This window comes from Mammaliicoccus sp. I-M35 (assembly GCF_022386455.1).
In the GTDB taxonomy this organism is placed as follows: Bacteria; Bacillota; Bacilli; order Staphylococcales; family Staphylococcaceae; genus Mammaliicoccus; species Mammaliicoccus sciuri_A.
In genome coordinates, this window is record NZ_JAJNIL010000001.1 from 20678 (window position 1) to 40540 (window position 19863).

At 32.2% G+C, this 19863-nt stretch carries 19 protein-coding genes; 14 read left to right on the forward strand and 5 right to left on the reverse strand.

The genetic code is table 11. The features are described from left to right. Positions 1-91: 91 nt before the first annotated feature. Both guaC and LQ679_RS00135 read left to right on the forward strand, forming a co-directional pair. Positions 92-1075 carry a GMP reductase gene (gene guaC / locus LQ679_RS00130; protein WP_025905892.1) on the forward strand — a complete coding sequence of 328 codons (984 nt, stop codon included), beginning with the start codon at positions 92-94 and terminating at the stop codon, positions 1073-1075. A gap of 18 nt (positions 1076-1093) precedes the next feature. Next, complete coding sequence (locus tag LQ679_RS00135; protein WP_239761905.1) at positions 1094-2110, forward strand: CAP domain-containing protein; 1017 nt, start codon at positions 1094-1096, stop codon at positions 2108-2110. Between the two features lie 305 nt (positions 2111-2415). On the opposite strand, the gene lexA is transcribed toward LQ679_RS00135, so the two are convergent. Beyond that, on the reverse strand, positions 2416-3036 hold the full coding sequence (gene lexA / locus LQ679_RS00140) for a transcriptional repressor LexA (RefSeq protein WP_025905896.1): 621 nt from the start codon (positions 3034-3036) through the stop codon (positions 2416-2418). A 144-nt stretch (positions 3037-3180) separates the two neighbouring features. On the opposite strand from lexA, the gene sosA reads away from it, so the two are divergent. The 6 genes from sosA to LQ679_RS00170 all read left to right on the forward strand — a co-directional run bounded on the left by sosA (position 3181) and on the right by LQ679_RS00170 (position 7517). Continuing rightward, positions 3181-3390 (forward strand): DNA damage-induced cell division inhibitor SosA, encoded by a 210-nt coding sequence (gene sosA, locus LQ679_RS00145; protein ID WP_025905898.1) that lies wholly within the window; start codon positions 3181-3183, stop codon positions 3388-3390. 77 nt (positions 3391-3467) lie between these two features. After that, positions 3468-3704 (forward strand): DUF896 domain-containing protein, encoded by a 237-nt coding sequence (locus LQ679_RS00150; protein WP_239761906.1) that lies wholly within the window; start codon positions 3468-3470, stop codon positions 3702-3704. Positions 3705-3789: 85 nt separating this feature from the next. After that, positions 3790-5778: a transketolase gene (gene tkt / locus LQ679_RS00155; protein WP_049318962.1), complete on the forward strand. Its 1989-nt coding sequence runs from the start codon at positions 3790-3792 to the stop codon at positions 5776-5778. A 127-nt stretch (positions 5779-5905) separates the two neighbouring features. Further along, on the forward strand, positions 5906-6136 hold the full coding sequence (locus LQ679_RS00160) for a YneF family protein (protein WP_025905903.1): 231 nt from the start codon (positions 5906-5908) through the stop codon (positions 6134-6136). Between the two features lie 185 nt (positions 6137-6321). Next, positions 6322-7008: a cytochrome c biogenesis CcdA family protein gene (locus LQ679_RS00165; protein WP_078104443.1), complete on the forward strand. Its 687-nt coding sequence runs from the start codon at positions 6322-6324 to the stop codon at positions 7006-7008. Positions 7009-7046: 38 nt separating this feature from the next. Continuing rightward, positions 7047-7517, forward strand: coding sequence for a CcdC family protein (locus LQ679_RS00170; RefSeq protein ID WP_037587925.1), 471 nt, complete (start codon positions 7047-7049; stop codon positions 7515-7517). A 20-nt stretch (positions 7518-7537) separates the two neighbouring features. On the opposite strand, the gene LQ679_RS00175 is transcribed toward LQ679_RS00170, so the two are convergent. Further along, positions 7538-8044, reverse strand: a complete 507-nt coding sequence (locus LQ679_RS00175; RefSeq protein WP_025905909.1) for a DUF2621 family protein — start codon at positions 8042-8044, stop codon at positions 7538-7540. A gap of 75 nt (positions 8045-8119) precedes the next feature. Between LQ679_RS00175 and sbcD the strand changes: the two genes are divergently transcribed. The 3 genes from sbcD (at position 8120) to LQ679_RS00190 (ending at position 12988) form a co-directional block, all read left to right on the forward strand. Further along, positions 8120-9247 carry an exonuclease subunit SbcD gene (sbcD, locus tag LQ679_RS00180; RefSeq protein ID WP_126477040.1) on the forward strand — a complete coding sequence of 376 codons (1128 nt, stop codon included), beginning with the start codon at positions 8120-8122 and terminating at the stop codon, positions 9245-9247. Between the two features lies 1 nt (position 9248). Continuing rightward, positions 9249-12272 carry an exonuclease subunit SbcC gene (sbcC, locus tag LQ679_RS00185; RefSeq protein WP_239761907.1) on the forward strand — a complete coding sequence of 1008 codons (3024 nt, stop codon included), beginning with the start codon at positions 9249-9251 and terminating at the stop codon, positions 12270-12272. 95 nt (positions 12273-12367) lie between these two features. Continuing rightward, entirely contained in the window at positions 12368-12988 is a 621-nt protein-coding gene (locus LQ679_RS00190; protein ID WP_126477037.1) for an SCO family protein, read from the forward strand. A gap of 68 nt (positions 12989-13056) precedes the next feature. On the opposite strand, the gene mscL is transcribed toward LQ679_RS00190, so the two are convergent. Then, the gene (gene mscL / locus LQ679_RS00195; protein ID WP_025905918.1) at positions 13057-13416 is read right to left on the reverse strand and encodes a large conductance mechanosensitive channel protein MscL; all 360 of its coding nucleotides are present in this window, start codon (positions 13414-13416) and stop codon (positions 13057-13059) included. 200 nt (positions 13417-13616) lie between these two features. On the opposite strand from mscL, the gene LQ679_RS00200 reads away from it, so the two are divergent. From LQ679_RS00200 to menI, 3 genes are all read left to right on the forward strand, one after another. Then, the gene (locus LQ679_RS00200; RefSeq protein ID WP_126477035.1) at positions 13617-15242 is read left to right on the forward strand and encodes a glycine betaine uptake BCCT transporter; all 1626 of its coding nucleotides are present in this window, start codon (positions 13617-13619) and stop codon (positions 15240-15242) included. Between the two features lie 247 nt (positions 15243-15489). Beyond that, positions 15490-18198 carry an aconitate hydratase AcnA gene (acnA, locus tag LQ679_RS00205; RefSeq protein WP_126477033.1) on the forward strand — a complete coding sequence of 903 codons (2709 nt, stop codon included), beginning with the start codon at positions 15490-15492 and terminating at the stop codon, positions 18196-18198. Between the two features lie 163 nt (positions 18199-18361). Then, positions 18362-18808, forward strand: coding sequence for a 1,4-dihydroxy-2-naphthoyl-CoA hydrolase MenI (menI, locus tag LQ679_RS00210; RefSeq protein WP_025905924.1), 447 nt, complete (start codon positions 18362-18364; stop codon positions 18806-18808). Positions 18809-18861: 53 nt separating this feature from the next. Here the strand turns inward: menI and LQ679_RS00215 are convergent, their stop codons facing one another. Next, on the reverse strand, positions 18862-19161 hold the full coding sequence (locus LQ679_RS00215; RefSeq protein ID WP_025905926.1) for a HesB/YadR/YfhF family protein: 300 nt from the start codon (positions 19159-19161) through the stop codon (positions 18862-18864). 13 nt (positions 19162-19174) lie between these two features. Then, the gene (gene plsY, locus LQ679_RS00220) at positions 19175-19756 is read right to left on the reverse strand and encodes a glycerol-3-phosphate 1-O-acyltransferase PlsY (RefSeq protein WP_025905927.1); all 582 of its coding nucleotides are present in this window, start codon (positions 19754-19756) and stop codon (positions 19175-19177) included. Between the last annotated feature and the right edge of the window lie 107 nt (positions 19757-19863).

Consider the following 19863-nt stretch of genomic DNA (forward strand, 5'->3'; position numbering starts at 1 on the left):
CATTTATAGTATTATTTCGTTTACTTTTACTACTTAACCATGTATAGTAACTAATGGATTATTATTAATAGTTGTGAAAGAGGTTATTGATATGAAAATTTTTGATTATGAAGATGTACAGTTAATACCAAATAAATGTATAGTAGAAAGCCGTTCTGAATGTGATACTACTGTAAAATTTGGTCCAAAGACATTTAAATTACCAGTAGTACCTGCAAATATGCAAACAGTCATGAATGAAGAACTAGCTGAATGGTTTGCTAGTAATGATTATTTTTATATCATGCATCGTTTTGATGAAGAAGGACGTATTCCATTTATCAAAAAAATGCAAAGCCAAAACTTATTCGCCTCAATTTCTGTAGGTGTTAAAGACAATGAATATACTTTTATAGAACAACTTTCTAATGAAGGGCTTGTTCCTGAATATATAACAATAGATATTGCACACGGTCATTCTGAGCAAGTTATTAGAATGATTAAACATATTAAACAACATATTCCTGAATCATTTGTAATTGCAGGTAATGTTGGTACGCCTGAGGGTGTTCGTGAACTTGAAAATGCGGGTGCTGACGCAACTAAAGTTGGTATCGGACCAGGTAGAGTATGTATTACAAAAATTAAAACTGGATTTGGTACTGGTGGATGGCAATTAGCTGCAATTAACGCTTGTAGCAAAGCTGCTAGAAAACCAATGATCGCTGATGGTGGTATTAGAACAAATGGTGATATTGCTAAATCTATTAGATTCGGTGCAAGTATGGTAATGGTTGGTTCATTATTTGCTGCGCACGAAGAATCTCCAGGTGAAACAGTTGAATTAGAAGGTAAACTATATAAAGAGTATTTCGGTAGTGCATCTGAATTTCAAAAAGGTGAACGTAAAAATGTAGAGGGTAAAAAGATGTTTGTTGAACATAAAGGCTCTCTAAAAGATACGTTAATTGAAATCGAACAAGATTTACAAAGTTCTATTTCTTATGCAGGTGGAAAAGATCTACATTCTATTACAAAAGTAGACTATGTAATTGTTCGTAATTCAATATTTAATGGTGACAGTGATCGCGGCTAAAACAAGTGAGGTGACGACTTGAGAAAAGTATTCTTTTTATTTATGTTGCTATTATGCTTAACACTTATCAAGCCAGTCCCAGAATCAGATTTGTCTAGACAAATTGGGCAAAAAGTATTGAACGTTCAACAAGGATTACAACACGAAGAAACAGCTAAGAAAGTTGAACTGAAGACACCAGATGACCAAGAATTTGCGATTAATAATATTCAAATCAATCAAACAAAGAATGAAGTAGAAAAGAAACTTGGTAAACCTAAGCGTATAACTGCTAATGAATATAACGAGAAATGGCATGTGTATCATAACGACTATCATGAATTTGTGATGGTAAGTTATGATCATGACAAAGTAACTGGTTTATATACAAACCAAGACCTTATAACTTCTAAAAAAGGTATCACAAGTAAAATGAACAAAGATAAAGTTCGTTCTATACTTGGAGAACCTGAAAAAGCAATAGAAAAAGACAAAGTGAAACTCATACAAAATGATGAAGATTATGATGTTTTCAAATTTGATAACATCTATACAACCGTGTTTTATGATAAACATGAAAATAATCAAATTAAAGGTATCATGCAGATTGCATCATCAACTGAAGATAAACGAACGAATCAGTATCATGCAGCTTCTGATGAATACAAAAAAGCTTTAGAATTACAAAGCTTTGATCTTGTAAATGCTGAACGCGTACAGTTTGGACTACCTACATTAGCTTATAATGAGCGTGTTAGTGAAACTGCAAGAAAGCATAGTCAAGACATGGTGAATAATGATTATTTTGATCATAATAACAAACAAGGTATGTCTCCATTTGATAGATTAGATCGAGATGGTTTTAATTATGTTACTGCTGGGGAAAACTTGGCTTATGGTCAAATCAGTAGTATATATGCACATCATGGTCTTATGAATTCACTTGGACATAGAAAAAACATTTTAAATAAAGATTATAAAGAATTAGGTGTAGGTGTTGATATCGGCGAAGAATTACAGCCATATTGGACGGAGAACTACATCACGCAACAATAGAAAAGAGATAAATGATATTATCTTATCAACGTTGATATAATTAAATCGAGAAAAGTCAATATTTCATATTTCCTTAAATGTTTAACACATGTTGTTTCTAGTAATTTTGATTGGTGAAATAACATATAAAGGGGTAGTTTTACATGGAAAATAAAGAAATAAAACGAAAAGATTTAGATGTCTTAGAACGTATTAAAGAATTATTAAATAAAAAAGATGTATCATAAATATATGACAAGTAAAGAAAGAACTCGATAAAGGGAATATGAAAAAAGGAGATGCAATCGCATCTCCTTTTTGTTATGTTACATTTCTCTAAATAATCCAACAACTTTACCTAATACTGTAACGTTATCTAAATAAATAGGTTCCATTGTACTGTTCTCTGGTTGAAGTCTATATCGCGTTTCTTCTTTGTAAAAACGTTTAACAGTAGCTTCATCGTCTTCTGTCATTGCAACTATGATATCACCATTCTCAGCGATTGATTGACTACGTACGATTACTTTATCGCCGTCTAGTATACCAGCTTCGATCATACTATCACCGACAACATCTAATATAAAGATATTGCTATTATGTGTTGATGTGAAATGTGCTGGTAATGGGAAGTATTCCTCTACATTCTCTACAGCCGTAATAGGTATACCTGCTGTAACTTTACCGATAACTGGAACGTGAATGGTGTTCTCTTGGTTAATGTTCTCTCCAACTGTTTCTGTAATTTCTATAGCTCGCGGTTTAGTTGGATCACGTTTAATGTAGCCCTTTTCTTCTAGTCTTGATAAATGACCATGTACTGTAGAGCTTGACGCTAAGCCGACTGCTAAACCAATTTCACGTACGCTAGGCGGATAGCCTTTCGTTTGTACTATATGTTTGATGAATTGATATATTTCAGATTGACGTTTAGTTAATTCTTTCATAGTCGCACGCTCCCAATTAATTATTTAAATTTATTATAGCACATACGTTTCCTTTGAACAAACATTTGTTCGTATTTTTATTGACTACGAACAGTTGTTCTGTTATTATGATAATACAAACAAACGTTCTAGGAGGAATTGAGTATGACAATTACAATTAAGAAGACAGTATTAGTGTATATAGCAGTATTCTTAATGACTCTATTAATTGGATATTTATATTTAGCTCAGTCTAATGATCTTTATAATACAGAACAAACGTACGAAATGACCGATCATCAAATTAAACAACAAAGCGATAAACAACATAACCATATATCTGATTCCAATACATTAGTAGGGTCAATAGATTGAATTTAAACACGAGTAAATCCATTTGGATTTACTCGTGTTTTTTGGTATCTTTTATGTATAAAGAAAGTGGGGATATTATGCTAGAAAAAGCAAAAATAGATAGAATCAATGAATTAGCGAACAAAAAGAAATCTGAAGGTTTAACAGATAGTGAAGCTAAAGAACAATCAAAATTACGTGCTGAGTATTTACAAGCTTTCCGCGGTAATTTTAAAAATACAATCGAGAATACTAAAATCATAGATCCAGAAGGTAATGATGTAACTCCTGATAAGGTAAAAGAAATTCAAAAAAATAATAATATAAGAAAGTAAGTAAAAATTAAGTAATAATAATTAATTTTTGAAAAAATTTCATGTATAATGAAAAGGGATTACAAGAATAAAGGAGACTACATTTATGTTTAACGAAAAAGATCAACTTGCAGTAGATTCAATCCGTGCTTTAAGTATAGATGCTATTGAAGCAGCTAACTCAGGACATCCTGGTTTACCAATGGGTGCTGCGCCTATGGCATATGCATTATGGACTAAGCATTTAAATTTCAATCCTCAATCTAAGAACTATTTTAATAGAGACCGTTTTGTATTATCTGCTGGACATGGTTCTGCATTACTATATAGTTTATTACACGTTTCAGGTAGTTTAGAACTTGAAGAAGTGAAGAACTTCAGACAATGGGATTCTAAAACACCTGGACATCCAGAATTTAGACATACTGATGGTGTAGAAGTTACAACAGGACCTTTAGGACAAGGTTTTGCAATGAGTGTTGGTATGGCAATGGCTGAAAAACACTTAGCAGGTAAATTTAATAAAGATAAATACGATGTAGTAGATCATTACACATATGTTTTAGCAAGTGATGGTGACTTAATGGAAGGTATTTCTCATGAAGCAGCTTCATTAGCAGGTCACTTAAACCTTGATAAATTAATCACTTTATATGATTCTAATGATATTTCATTAGATGGTGAATTAAATAAAGCATTCTCTGAAAATGTTAAAGAAAGATTCACATCATATGGTTGGAGCTATATCTTAGTTGAAGACGGTAATGACTTAGAAGCTATTGATAAAGCGATTACTGAAGCGAAAACATTAGAAGGTCCAACATTAATCGAAGTTAAAACAGTTATCGGTTATGGTGCGCCTAACAAAGCGGGTACTAATGGCGTGCATGGTGCTCCATTAGGTGAAGAAGAACGTGAATTAGCATTAAAAGCATACGGTTTAGATCCTTCTAAACGCTTTAATGTACCTCAAGAAGTATATGATATCTTCAGTGAAACAATGCTTAAACGTGCAAATGAAGACGAAGCAGCTTGGGAAAAATTAGTTGAAGCATATACAAATGAATATCCTGAATTAGGACAAGCATTTAAACAAGCTATTTCTAATGAATTACCAGTTGATTACGATAAAGAATTACCAGTTTATGAAGCTGGAAATAGCAGTGCAACACGTGCGGATTCAGGTGAAGTGATTCAAGCATTAAGTAAATCAGTACCTGCATTCTTTGGTGGTTCAGCTGACTTAGCATCTTCAAACAAATCAAATGTTAAAGGTGAAGCTGACTTTAGTAGCGAAACTCCAGAAGGACGTAACGTTTGGTTTGGTGTTCGTGAATTCGGTATGGCTGCTGCAGTTAATGGTATGGCAGTTCACGGTGGTGTTAAACCATATGGTGCAACATTCTTCGTATTCAGTGACTACTTGAAACCGGCTGTAAGACTTTCAGCAATCATGGGTGTACCTTCAACATTTGTATTCACACATGATTCAATTGCTGTCGGTGAAGATGGTCCAACACATGAACCAGTTGAACAATTAGCCGGATTAAGAGCGATTCCTAACTTAAACGTTATTCGCCCTGCAGATGGTAATGAAACAAGAGTAGCATGGAAAGTAGCTTTAGAATCTGAAACAACACCAACAGCTTTAGTGTTAACAAGACAAAACTTAACAGCTTTAGATGTTGAAGAATCAGTATTAGAAGAAGGCGTTCGTAAAGGCGGATATGTCGTATATCGTTCTGAAATCGAACCTGAATACTTATTAATCGCATCTGGTTCTGAAGTTTCATTAGCTGTAGATGCAGCTAAAGATATCGAAGCACAAGGTAAAGGTGTACAAGTTGTATCATTACCTAACTGGCATGCATTTGATCAACAAGATGCTGAATATAAAGCATCAGTATTACCAGCATCAATCACAAAACGTGTAGCTATCGAAATGGCATCTTCTCTAGGTTGGCATAAATATGTTGGCCTTGAAGGTAAAGTCATTACAATTGATACATTCGGTGCAAGTGCGCCTGGCGACTTAGTAGTTGAAAAATACGGATTTACAAAAGAAAATGTATTAAACCAAGTATTAAGCTTCTAAAGAATGTTAAAAAAGCCTCATCCAAGAAACTTGGCTGAGGCTTTTTCATTTTAAACATTAAGTTTCATCTTGATAAAATGTAATGAATTTAGTAAACTTTTATAGGATACAGAAAGTGGGTGAAATAATGGCAACGTGGTTAGCAATATTATTAATCGTCGTGGCATTAATCGGTGGGCTTGCACTTGGATTCTTCCTTGCACGTAAATATATGATGGATTACTTGAAAAAGAATCCACCAATTAACGAAGAAATGTTACGTATGATGATGATGCAAATGGGTCAAAAACCATCTCAAAAGAAAATTAATCAAATGATGACAATGATGAATAAGAATATGGATCAAAAAATTAAATAATCTTATATTAATCATAAGTAAAAATAAAACGTATAACCGTGATATTTTTAAACGAGTCTCAGACGTATACAATAGTCTAAGGCTCGTTTCTTATTTTGTTTAAGTTTTCACTTATTGTTCAAATAAAGGTGTTTTAACTTAATTGTTATTTGATAAAATAGAATATGAGTGAGAGGGGGATCATTGTGGAAATCACAGTATTTGTAGCTTTTGGTGCAGGCATATTAAGTTTCGTATCTCCTTGCGTATTACCTATTTATCCAGCGTTTATTTCTTATATAACAGGCATGAGTTATGACGACATCAAAACTAAAGGACTTAGTCGTAATGCAATTTTACATACGATTATCTTTTTGCTTGGATTTAGTGTTATATATATGATACTTGGAATGGGTATAGGATATATTTCTGGTATGTTGATTAATTACCAAACGTTAATCAGGCAATTAGGTGCCATTATTATTATAGTATTTGGTCTCATTATATTAGGTGTATTCCAACCTCAATTTTTAATGAAAGACCGTAAAATAAATTTCAAGACGAAACCCACAGGTTATATAGGTACTTTTCTTATAGGTATGGCATTTGCTGCAGGATGGACACCTTGTAATGGTCCGATTATTGCAGCGATTGGTACGTTGGCTGCTACTAATTCATCACAAGCATTACTTTATATGTTGTTATATGTATTAGGATTCAGCATTCCATTTTTCGTACTGACATTCTTTATAACTAAATTACAAATTATTAAAAAGTACAATGTTGCTATCATGAAGTTTGGTGGTATAATTATGATAATTATGGGAATATTATTGTTCTTTGATTTATTAACGGAGATCACGATATTCTTCCAATCATTAGGTTTAAATTAAATATTATTGATATTTCGTACTTATAAGGGGTTTTAGATATGTATTTCCTTTTTTCATTTGTAATAGCAGCTTTAATGGGATTGGCAGTTATTGTTGTTAGAATGAAAGCACAAAATTATCCAACGAATGCTAAAAAGATTGTATTACCGCCATTTTTTATGGCTACAGGTGCATTGATGTATGTTGTTCCGTACTTTAGATTAAATGGCAGTGAAATTATAGAAGCAATTTTAGTTGGATTGTTCTTTTCTCTATTTCTTATCTTTACTTCTAACTTTGAAGTTAAAGGAACAGAAATTTATATGAAACGTTCTAAATTATTTCCGGTTATTTTAATATCGTTATTAATCATTAGATCAGTCGGTAAATTTTTCTTAAGTGATTCAATCGATCCGGGTCAATTAGCAGGTATGTTTTTCTTACTTGCATTTAGTATGATTGTACCTTGGAGAATTGCTATGTATGTTAAATATAAAAAATTAAAAGACCGTATGCCAATTGTAAATTAAAAAAACAACGCACATCTCAATTATTGAGTGTGCGTTGTTTTTGCATTTGAAATTTCTTCTCTATGATCAAAGATAGAAAATTTATTCTTCTCATCATCAGCTAATTCGAACAATTTTAAATATGGTGTATAATCTATATTAAGTTCGGTTAGCTTTTTCTTCATGAATTTGTGATCTCTTTTTGGTGTTGCTACGATATATCCTCTCATGATATGGTCAAGTTCGATTGTTGTGGCATGTTCTTCTAATGCAATTTTAGAAACACGACCACCTATCTTTTCTTTCGCAACATCCCTAAATAATTCTGGAACAGGTGAAACGAGTTCGTTTAATAAACTACGCGCTTCATCATTCCATAATGGTAAAGCTTTATTAATGTAGTAGTCTTGCCAATCAAGTTCACTCATACCATTATCTTTAGGCATACGTTTTAAGAATTTACGAAACATAAAGAATCCACCGATTGCAAGTAACGAAATAAATACGATGCACCATAAAATAATAAAAAATATAAATGCGTTACTCAATGAAATCACTCCTTAGATTTAGTATAAATGAAGCGTTTCAACCTGTCTAATAAATATTATAAAAGGAGCTATAAAATGAAAATTTTACATACTGCTGATTGGCACATTGGTAAAACCATAAATGGTCAATCCTTAATAGAAGATCAAAAGTTTATACTTTCAAAATTATTCGATGCAATTAAAGAACATCAACCAGATATTGTCGTGATTAGCGGTGATTTATATGACTTACACTATCCTAATAAAGAGGCAATGGTTGTACTTGAAGATGCACTTTCAACAATCAATTTAGAACTTAACACGCCAATTATAGCCATAAGTGGTAATCATGATGGTAAAGAGCGTTTAAATTACGGAGAAAGATGGTTTGAAAAAACAGGTTTAAAAATTATAACAGGATACGATCAGTTACTTGAACCTATTAAAGTCAATGATGTCAATATATACGTGATGCCTTACTTTACACCTGCTGATATTAGACATGTATTTGAAGTAAAAGATATTCATACACATCAAGAAGCGACTGAATTTATTGTTAATAAAATGAAAGAAGTTATAAACGAAGATGAAACGAATATTTTAATAGGTCATTTATTCGTTGCTGGTGGTGAATCGACAGACTCTGAAAGACCTTTATCTATTGGGACTATAGAAACAGTCAGTGCGCAAACCTTTGATATATTCGACGCTGTATTATTAGGGCATTTACATCACCCATTTGCAATACAGTCCGATTACATATTTTACTCTGGAACGCCAATGCAATATTCATTTTCAGAGGCAAACCAAGCTAAAGGATATAGACTATTTGATTTTGGTCATAAATCATTTAAACAGTCATTTATACCAATAGAACCTAGAAGAGCATTTCAAGTGATACAAGCAAGCTATGAAGATGTCATACATGAAAAATTAGACATAAAAAATCGTGAAGACTATTTTCACTTTAAATTATCTGATATGGACCATGTGACAGATCCGCTTATGAAGATAAGAAGTATATATCCGAACACACTTCAAATATCTAGGCAAGATTATGAAGTTGCAAATGATGAAATAGATGTAGATGTTCATACTTTGACGGATCTAGAGATTATTGAATCTTTTTACGATCATGTAACGGGTGAACCGTTAGAAGGTATAAAAAGAGAGAAAATTATCGCATTGTTAGAAAATGATTTAAATAAGGGGGCACAAGAATAAGATGAGACCTTTATTATTAAAGATGCAATATTTTGGACCATTTATAAATGAGCAAGTGGATTTTACACATTTATCTAAATCACAATTGTTTTTAATATGTGGTAAGACAGGGTCAGGAAAGACGATGATCTTTGATGCGATGGTTTATGCTTTGTTTGGTAAGACATCGACAGAATCGCGTGAAGAAGTTGATTTACGAAGCCATTTTGCTGATCCTAAGTTACCAACAAAAGTAGAATTTGAATTCGAAATTAAAAATGAGCAATATAGCGTCGTTAGAACTGTGAAATACATTAAAGAAGGTAATAAAAACCCAACGAATGCGACAGTTGAAGTTTATAAAAAAGTAAATGATAAGTGGTCATTAGAAACGAAAAGTATTAATACCAGTAATGATTATTTAAAAGCATTATTACATATGAATGTTAAACAGTTTAGACAAATATTGATTCTTCCACAAGGTGAATTCAAACAGTTTCTCGTATCGAACAGCACAGATAAAAGAAGTATATTAAGAACACTATTCGATAGTAATCGTTTTGAGAAGTTACAAGAACAATTAGAACTAGAAATGAAGAAAGAAATTGCACTAATCGAAAGTCACTATCAAAAAATCACACAGTATATAAATGATATGCATGATTTTGATGATGAAACGTTACAAGAACATAAACAAGTTGAAGGCTATCGTTATAAAGTGATTCAAGAGGCATTATCGTCATATGAAGCGGTAGGACAAGAAAAGTTAAAAGAACTAACAGATTTGAAATCTAAACAACAGCAACAAGTTAGTGAAATTGAAAGTGTCTTTGAAAGAGAGAAGACATTAAAAGAAAACTTTGAAACGTTAAAAGTTAAAGAAGCAGAATTAAATCAGTTGAAAAGTGAAGAAAAAGAAATCAATGATTTAAAGAAACAAGTCAAATACTTAAAAAGTGTACAGTCTTTAACTTATCAATATCATCAACTTAAAGATAAGGAAATCAACCATACAAACGAATTACAAAATGAAGAAGTACTTCAAAAACAAATAAGTGACAATGCGCAAAAATTAGAAACTATCGTACAACAAATAAATGATCTGCATAAAGAACATGAACAAATTGAAGAATATAGAGCATTTGTTCAAAATACGAAGCATATAAAAGTAAATATTGAAAAATATATAGAAGCAGAACAAGACATAATGAAACAACAAGAAAAACAAGAAACTTTAAAAAAGGCAATTGAACAAAATAAGCAAGAAACAGATGAACTTCATACTAAGCTTGGACAAATAACATATGACGAACAAGATGAGCAAACACAATTAAAAGAACAAGAAACAATGAAGTTAACATTACAAGGTCTAGAAACAACACAAAAGCTGTATGCAGATAAACAAGCATTAGAAGAGAAAATACAAGCATATAATCGTCAATTAGTAGAATATGAAAATGAAAAAACATCACTCGAACAACATAAAGATGCCGAAAAGACGTTTGATATATTGAATGTGGAAGATGAAATATTGAAAATTCAAAAGCATGTTCATAAAGGTGAGGATTGTCCTATATGTGGATCGATTATAGAAACAATTAATGGAGATGTTGATTTTGAAAGCTTAAAACAAGAAAAAGAGAAGCAATTAGAAGTGGAACAGCAGTTACAAGAAGTGAATCAACACATTACGACTTATCAAGAAAGAATTAATTTAACGAATGAACAATTAAACAAGTTAAGTGATGTTAAAGATGTACAAAAGGATATAGCATCATTGAATGAAAGACTTGAACAAGTAGTGAGTACTTTAAAAACATATCAAGAGAATCGTCAGCATATTCAACATCTAAAAAAAGAAATAAGCGATGCAGAAAAGCAAATGACAGAACACACATTACAATTAAATGATTTAAATCATAAAGTATCGACATATGAAAATGATTTAGCGTACTTTAATAAAGAGACGGGATATAATGAAGTATCATCATTTGTTGAACGAGTGAATAAATTAGAACAAACATTATCTAAATTTGATCAAAGTATGAAACAATTGAACGAACAACAAGAACAATATCAAAAAGATAAGCAAACATTACAAATGCAACATGCTACGGTTAAAGAACGTTTATCTATGATTGAAGAACAAATTAAATCTACAAAAGACTATTTAAGTACTGAAATGAGCAAACATGACATTTCAACATATGCTCAGTTAGATGAATTGTTGTTACAAGTAGAGGATATTGATCGATTAGAAGAAAGTGCTCAGCAATATGACAAAAAGTATATAGAAGTTGAAGCGGTCGTTAAAGAGCTTAGTAAAAAGGTAAAAGATCAAGAAATGCCTGATATCGCTAATACAGAAGAACAATTAGTAAGTGCTAAAGATTCTCTAAACAATTTAGTTAAACAATTGAATCAACTTCAATTGAAGGTTGAACAAAATGATCAAAAATCTAAAGCGATTCTTAATGTGATAGATAAGATTAATCAAGACCTTAAAGAACAAGAAGAAATGATTGATTTATCGAGAACGATGAATGGGAAGAATAGCCAGAAATTATCATTGGAGAACTATGTGCTGATTTATTATTTAAACCATATATTAGATAATGCAAATAGACATTTTCTTAAAATGACAAATAATCGTTATCAACTCGTGCGTAGAAAAGAGAAATCACAAGGATTAAGTGGTTTGGAAATTGAAGTGTTTGATAGATTTTCGAATAGAACGAGACATATTACGTCATTATCAGGAGGAGAAACATTCCAAGCGTCGTTGTCATTAGCGATAGGATTGTCGAATGTTGTGCAGCAAGAAGCGGGTGCTATCCATTTAGAATCGATGTTTATTGATGAAGGATTTGGTACGTTAGATGCTGAAACTTTAGAAACTGCGCTCGATACACTCGTTAATATACAAATGTCCGGTCGTTTAGTAGGTATTATTTCTCACGTATCTGAATTAAAGACAAGAATTCCTACCATTTTAAATGTAAACAAGAATGGATTTTTAAGTACAACAGCATTCTCAAATAATTGAATGACACATCAAAGACATAAATAGATTAAATTGTGTATTTAAGTAGTGATTTTTATTTGATATATTTTAACTAACAGAGTTATGGGAGTGTTAGGATGAAAAAGGGAATATTTCTAATATTGGTTGCAAGTATGATGATGATAATGAGTGCATGTAGTAATAATGCGATTGAACCGGACAGTCAATTTGGCAATAAAATGCAGTCATTCAATGTAACTGATCAAGACGGTCATAAATTTTCACAAAAAGATATGAAAGGGAAAGTGTATATAGCTGATTTTATCTTTACGAATTGTGAAACAGTTTGTCCACCAATGACATATAATATGAGTACTGTTATTGATCAACTTGAAAAAGATGGCGTTAAAAATTATGGGGTATTAAGTTTTAGTGTAGATCCAGAAAATGATACACCGAAAAAACTTAAAGATTACGTTAAACAATATAATGTACCAGATAACAAATGGACGTTATTAACAAATTATGATTTTAAATTTATTAAACAATACGCACAAGATAACTTTAAATCAATCGTGGCGCCACCACCAAAAGGTAGTACACAAGTTACACATGGTACAAGTTTCTATTTAATAGATCAGAATGGAAAAATCATTAAATCATATAGCGGACAGGATGCTGGGGATAAAAAATTCCCTAAATCAGAAATTGTAGCTGATGTTAAAACATTAGTAGAAGAAGGTCCAATTGAAGATTAATAAAGATATCAAAAAAACCATCGATTATTGAACAATCAATAATCGATGGTTTTTTAAATATGTAAAACTTACTTTTCGCGTAAAGCGTCGCGGATTTCTGTAAGTAATACAGTTTGTTCGTCAACTTCTTCTTCTTCTTCGCCTTTTTTCATAACAGTATTTGCAATTTTGATGAATACAAATAGTGCGAATGCGACGATTAAGAAGTCAATGATAGATTGGATGAATAGACCGTATTTGATACCCATTAATGACCATTTTTCAGCGAAGTCTACTTCTCCAAAAATTAAACCAATAAGTGGCATTATGACGTTCTCAACTAAAGATGTAACAATTTTGTTAAAGGCAGCACCAATAACAACGGCGATTGCTAAATCTAAAACGTTACCTTGCAAAGCAAAGTCTTTAAATTCTTTTAATAATGACATATTAAACACCTCCTTATCGAATTTTATCATACATGAATATGGCATAAAAAGAAATAGTCAATTTGATTTTAGGTGTAATATTTGTTAAAGTGTTGAATGTTGCTGTTTTCATATATCACTTATTTGAAAATATCACGAATAAAATAAGTTAAAACGGGAATACATAATTTAAAGTTTGTTATTTTGAAAGGAGAATTATAATGGCCAATATTCCAACGTATCCAAATGGAAGAAAAGTTTCAAATGTTTTTACAATTAGTGCCATAGTTGTTGCAATCATTGTTGCACTTGGTGTTATTTTTCCAACTCAGTTTGGTGAGATAACTGGTAATATCAGTGCATGGATTTCAAAATACTTTGGTTGGTATTACATGATTATTACAATTGGTATGGTATTTTTCTGTGTTTTCATTATATTTAGCCCAATTGGAAAGTTAAAATTAGGTAGACCACATGATAAACCAGAATTTAATACAATTTCTTGGTTTGCAATGTTATTCAGTGCTGGTATGGGTATCGGACTTGTATTCTACGGTGCAGCTGAACCAATGTCTCACTTTGTTTCACCACCGAATGCTGATCCAGAGACGAAAGCAGCGATGACTGAATCAATGCGTTCTACATTCTTACATTGGGGTTTCCATGCTTGGGCAATTTACGGAGTAGTTGCTTTAGCGTTAGCATATTCTCAATTTAGAAAAGGTGAACCTGGTTTATTATCTAAAACATTAAGACCAATTTTAGGTGATAGAGTTGATGGTCCTATAGGTATCATTATTGATGTGTTATCAGTATTCGCAACTGTTGTAGGGGTTGCCGTATCATTAGGTATGGGTGCTTTACAGATCAATGGTGGATTAGAATATTTATTTGGAATCCCAAATAATATCGTTATACAAGGTATCATCATCGTTATTGTAACGATTTTATTCTTAATGAGTGCATGGAGTGGGCTAAGTAAAGGTATCCAATATTTAAGTAACTTAAATATTGTTTTAGCTTCACTATTACTTATTGTCACTTTAATTATCGGTCCAACAATTTTAATTGCAAATATGTTTACATCATCAACAGGTGCGCTATTCGATTCATTCTTATTCAATAGTTTTGATGTAGCACCATTAAATCCTCAAAAGAGTGAATGGTTAAATTCATGGACACTTTATTATTGGGGTTGGTGGATGAGTTGGAGTCCATTCGTAGGTATATTCATTGCCCGCGTTTCTAGAGGACGTTCAATTCGTGAGTTTATTTTAGGTGTTATGCTTGTACCAACAATCATTAGCTTTATTTGGTTCAGTGTATTTGGTGTAACAGGTATTGAAGTAGGTAAGAAGGCACCAGAAGTCTTCAAAATGACTACTGAAACTCAATTATTTGGTGTATTTAATGAATTACCAATGGGTGCGATTCTATCAATTATTGCATTAGCATTAATATGTACATTCTTTATAACTTCTGCAGACTCTGCTACATTCGTTTTAGGTATGCAGACAACTTATGGATCATTAGAACCATCAGGTAGAGTGAAGATTGTATGGGGTGTTGCACAATCACTTATTGCATTCGTACTATTATTATCTGGTGGAGATACTGGATTAAATGCATTACAATCAGCAGCAATCATTTCAGCATTCCCGTTTAGTTTCATTATCATTATGATGATTGTCGCTTTCTATAAAGATGCAAACCAAGAAAGAAAATATCTTGGATTATCGATTACACCGAATAAGCATCGTATGAAAGAATATGTAGAAAAATCTAAACGAGAATATGAACAAGAATTAAAAGAACAACGTCGTTTAGCAAGAGAAATGGAAGATTAATATAAGTGATAGGCTGAGACAAATTGATGTCTCAGCCTATTTTTATATATAGTTGATAATCATTATCAATTAATAACTAAAAATTATGTATATTTGAAAATACATAAGTAAAACTTATAGTATCCTATTATAAACTTGAATGATAAATATATTCATTTTTAAGCGCAATGTATTGTTTTACTAAAGTATTGATTATACAATTGTATATGAAGCATTAACTTGCACAATTTTAAAGGGGGAACTAATAATGAGCTCAAGTTTAAAAGAACAATCTAAAAAATCTTTTGAATTGAACGGCAAAACATACACGTTTTATAGCTTAAAAACATTAGACGAATTAGGTTTATCTAATGTTGATAAACTACCTTATTCTATTCGTGTATTATTAGAATCAGTATTAAGACAATTTGACGGACGTGTCATTAAAGAAGAACATATTATGAATTTAGCAAAATGGGGTAAATCTAACGATGCTAATGCAGAAGTACCATTTAAACCATCACGTGTTATTCTACAAGACTTCACAGGTGTACCTGCAGTTGTAGACTTAGCTTCTTTACGTAAAGCTATGGATGATGTTGGTGGAGATGTTTCTAAAATCAACCCTGAAGTACCTGTTGATTTAGTTATTGACCACTCTGTACAAGTAGATAGCTATGCATTACCAAATTCATTAGAAATGAATATGAAATTAGAATTCGAACGTAATATCGAACGTTACCAATTCTTAAACTGGGCAACAAAATCATTTGATAACTATCGTGCTGTACCACCAGCTACTGGTATTGTTCACCAAGTTAACTTGGAATACTTAGCAAGTGTTGTACACATTAGAGAGGAAGAAAATGAACTTGTAACTTACCCAGATACTTTAGTAGGTACTGACTCACATACAACAATGATCAACGGTATTGGTGTATTAGGTTGGGGTGTAGGTGGTATTGAAGCCGAAGCAGGTATGCTTGGTCAACCTTCATACTTCCCAGTTCCTGAAGTTATCGGTGTTAAATTAACAAACGAATTACCACAAGGTACAACAGCAACTGACTTAGCTTTACGTGTAACTGAAGAGTTACGTAAAAAAGGTGTTGTAGGTAAATTTGTTGAATTCTTTGGTCCTGGTGTAGAAAAATTACCATTAGCAGACAGAGCAACAATTGCTAATATGGCGCCTGAATATGGTGCTACATGTGGTTTCTTCCCAGTAGATGATGAATCATTAAGTTACTTACGTTTAACTGGACGTTCTGAAGAACAAGTTAATGTTGTAGAGAAATACTTAAAAGAAAACAACATGTTCTTCAATGCTGAAAATGTAGAACCAACATACACAGATGTTGTTAATCTAGATTTATCAACAGTTGAAGCATCATTATCTGGTCCTAAACGTCCACAAGATTTAATCAAATTAAGCGACATGAAAAAATCATTTGTTGAATCAGTGACTGCACCAGCAGGTAACCAAGGTCATGGTTTCGATAAATCAGAATTTGATAAATCTGTAGATATTGAATTACAAGATGGTACGAAGACTTCAATGAAGACTGGTGACATCGCAATTGCAGCCATTACTTCATGTACAAACACTTCTAACCCATATGTAATGTTAGGTGCAGGTTTAGTTGCGAAAAAAGCAATCGAAAAAGGCTTAAAAGTACCAGATTACGTTAAGACTTCATTAGCACCTGGTTCAAAAGTTGTTACAGGCTATTTACGTGACGCTGGATTACAAGAGTATTTAGATGATCTTGGATTCAACTTAGTTGGTTATGGTTGTACAACTTGTATCGGTAACTCAGGTCCATTATTACCTGAAATTGAAAAAGCGATTGCTGACGAAGATTTACTTGTTACTTCAGTATTATCTGGTAACCGTAACTTCGAAGGTCGTATTCATCCATTAGTTAAAGCGAACTACTTAGCATCACCACAATTAGTTGTTGCTTATGCATTAGCTGGTACTGTTGATATCGACTTACAAAATGATCCAATCGGTAAAGGATCTAATGGTGAAGATGTATTCTTAAAAGACATCTGGCCATCAATTGAAGAAGTTAGAGACACTGTATTATCAGTTGTTACACCTGAATTATTCAGAGAAGAATACAAAACAGTATTTGAATCTAATGAAGTTTGGAATCAAATTGAAACGACAGATCAACCATTATATGACTTTGATCCTAATTCAACATATATCCAAAACCCTACATTCTTCCAAGGTTTATCTAAAGAACCACAAGATATTCAACCTTTAAGTGATTTAAGAGTAATGGGTAAATTTGGTGACTCAGTTACAACTGACCATATTTCTCCTGCAGGTGCAATCGGTAAAGATACACCAGCTGGTAAATACTTGCAAGACCATGATGTAGCAATTAGAGACTTTAACTCATACGGTTCTCGTCGTGGTAACCATGAAGTTATGATGAGAGGTACTTTTGCGAACATTCGTATTAAGAACCAATTAGCACCTGGAACTGAAGGTGGATTCACAACTTACTGGCCAACAGAAGAAGTAATGCCTATCTTTGATGCTTCAATGAAATATCAAGAAAATGGTATTGGTTTATGTGTACTTGCTGGTAATGACTACGGAATGGGTTCTTCTCGTGACTGGGCAGCTAAAGGTACAAATCTTTTAGGTGTTAAAACAGTTATTGCTCAAAGTTACGAACGTATTCACCGTTCTAACCTAGTTATGATGGGTGTATTACCTTTACAATTCAAAAAAGGTGAATCAGCAGATAGCTTAGGTTTAACTGGTAGAGAAGCCATTTCAGTAGATATTCATGAAGGTGTTAAACCACGTGATATTCTTAAAGTAACTGCTACTAGCGAAGATGGTAAAGTTACAGAATTTGAAGCTTTAGCTAGATTCGACTCAGAAGTAGAAATTGACTACTACAGACACGGTGGTATTCTACAAATGGTATTAAGAAACAAATTAGCACAATAATATAAAGCTAATTCATATACGAGCAGTAGATATTCTTTGTAAATTGAATGTCTACTGCTTTTTATATGAAAATTAAATATATGTATTTAAAAGAATATAATCACAGGCGTAATTATATTTATGTTATGATTAGGTTAAGGAATTTAGAAAGAGGGATTGAATCATGATTTATAGTGAAACACCAATAGATGTTAGATATGCAGAGACGGATAAAATGGGCGTTGTTTATCACGCAAATTATGCGATTTGGTTCGAAGTAGCGAGAACAGATTACATTTATAAAGCGGGATTTAGTTACGCAGATATGGAGAATGCGGGGATTATATCTCCTGTAGTTGATTTGAATATTACTTATAAAAAGTCTATAACATACCCTGAAAAAGTTATCATTAAAACGTGGATTTCTCATTATTCACCTATAAGATCAATTTATTCTTATGAGATATTAAATGAACAACGAGAAGTTGTATCAACAGGATCAACAACGCATGTATGCTTGAAAAAAGGTTCAAACAGACCAATTAGATTAGATAAGAGTTTCCCTGAATGGCATAAAGCATATTTAAAAATTCATGAAGAAACTGAACAAGGTGTAGATCGTAAACTATAATAAATAAGCAGATGTGTTTCGCTAAATACACGAAATACATCTGCTTTTATAGTTTATCTTGAAGCTTTGACTTCATATTTAATTTCTCCATTATCATTTAAATCAATTACTAAGTCATTATCATCAAAGTACCATAAATCTTTTTCATCAATAAAAAATGGAATATCGTTTTTCTCGTCTTTAAAACCAACTTCAGAAGAACTTAATTCTTCTACAGTAAATGCGGGTGAGAAGCCTTGTTTTAACTGAAATTCACCGCCATAACGAACGAAAAATCGTAAGGCTTGATCATCATTGAATTCTAATTCGTCTTTAAACCATTCGATAGCTTTTTCAGTAATTTCTAGATTCATAGTGCATTCTCCTTTACATCCATTTGATTTTTGGTTCTTGTCCTTTGAATATTCTTACGATATTTGATTGGTGTCTGACGAGCAGTATAACCAATATTGCAATAGATACGATTAAGAAAGGTATATCACCAATGATAATTGCACCTATAAAACAACTTATACCCGCTACAATACTAGATAATGATACATATTTAGTTAAATATAGAATTACAAAGAATATAATAGCTAGTATAATTAATAGTATCGGATGTACACCTAGAACAGCACCTGCACTTGTTGCAACGGCTTTTCCACCTTTGAATTTCAAAAATATTGGAAATACATGTCCGACTACTGCACAAATACCTACAAATATGCTAGGAATATCTACATTAAACCATATTGGGAAGAAAACTACAATAAATCCTTTGAAGATATCTAAAAACATCACGATAAATCCAGCTTTTTTTCCTAATACTCTAAATGTATTTGTAGCACCTAGGTTGCCACTTCCAAATTGTCGAATATCTTTTTTATAAAATAACTTACCTAACACAAGGCCACTTGGGAAACATCCAACTAAGTAGCTAAGTATAATAACAACAAATGTCATTATTGAAACACTCCTTTGATAGCAGGTACTAATAGTTTACCATAACTGTATATCGGTTACTATTTAAAAATATGATATTGTCTGTACAATGTAAAGGGAAATTGTACCAC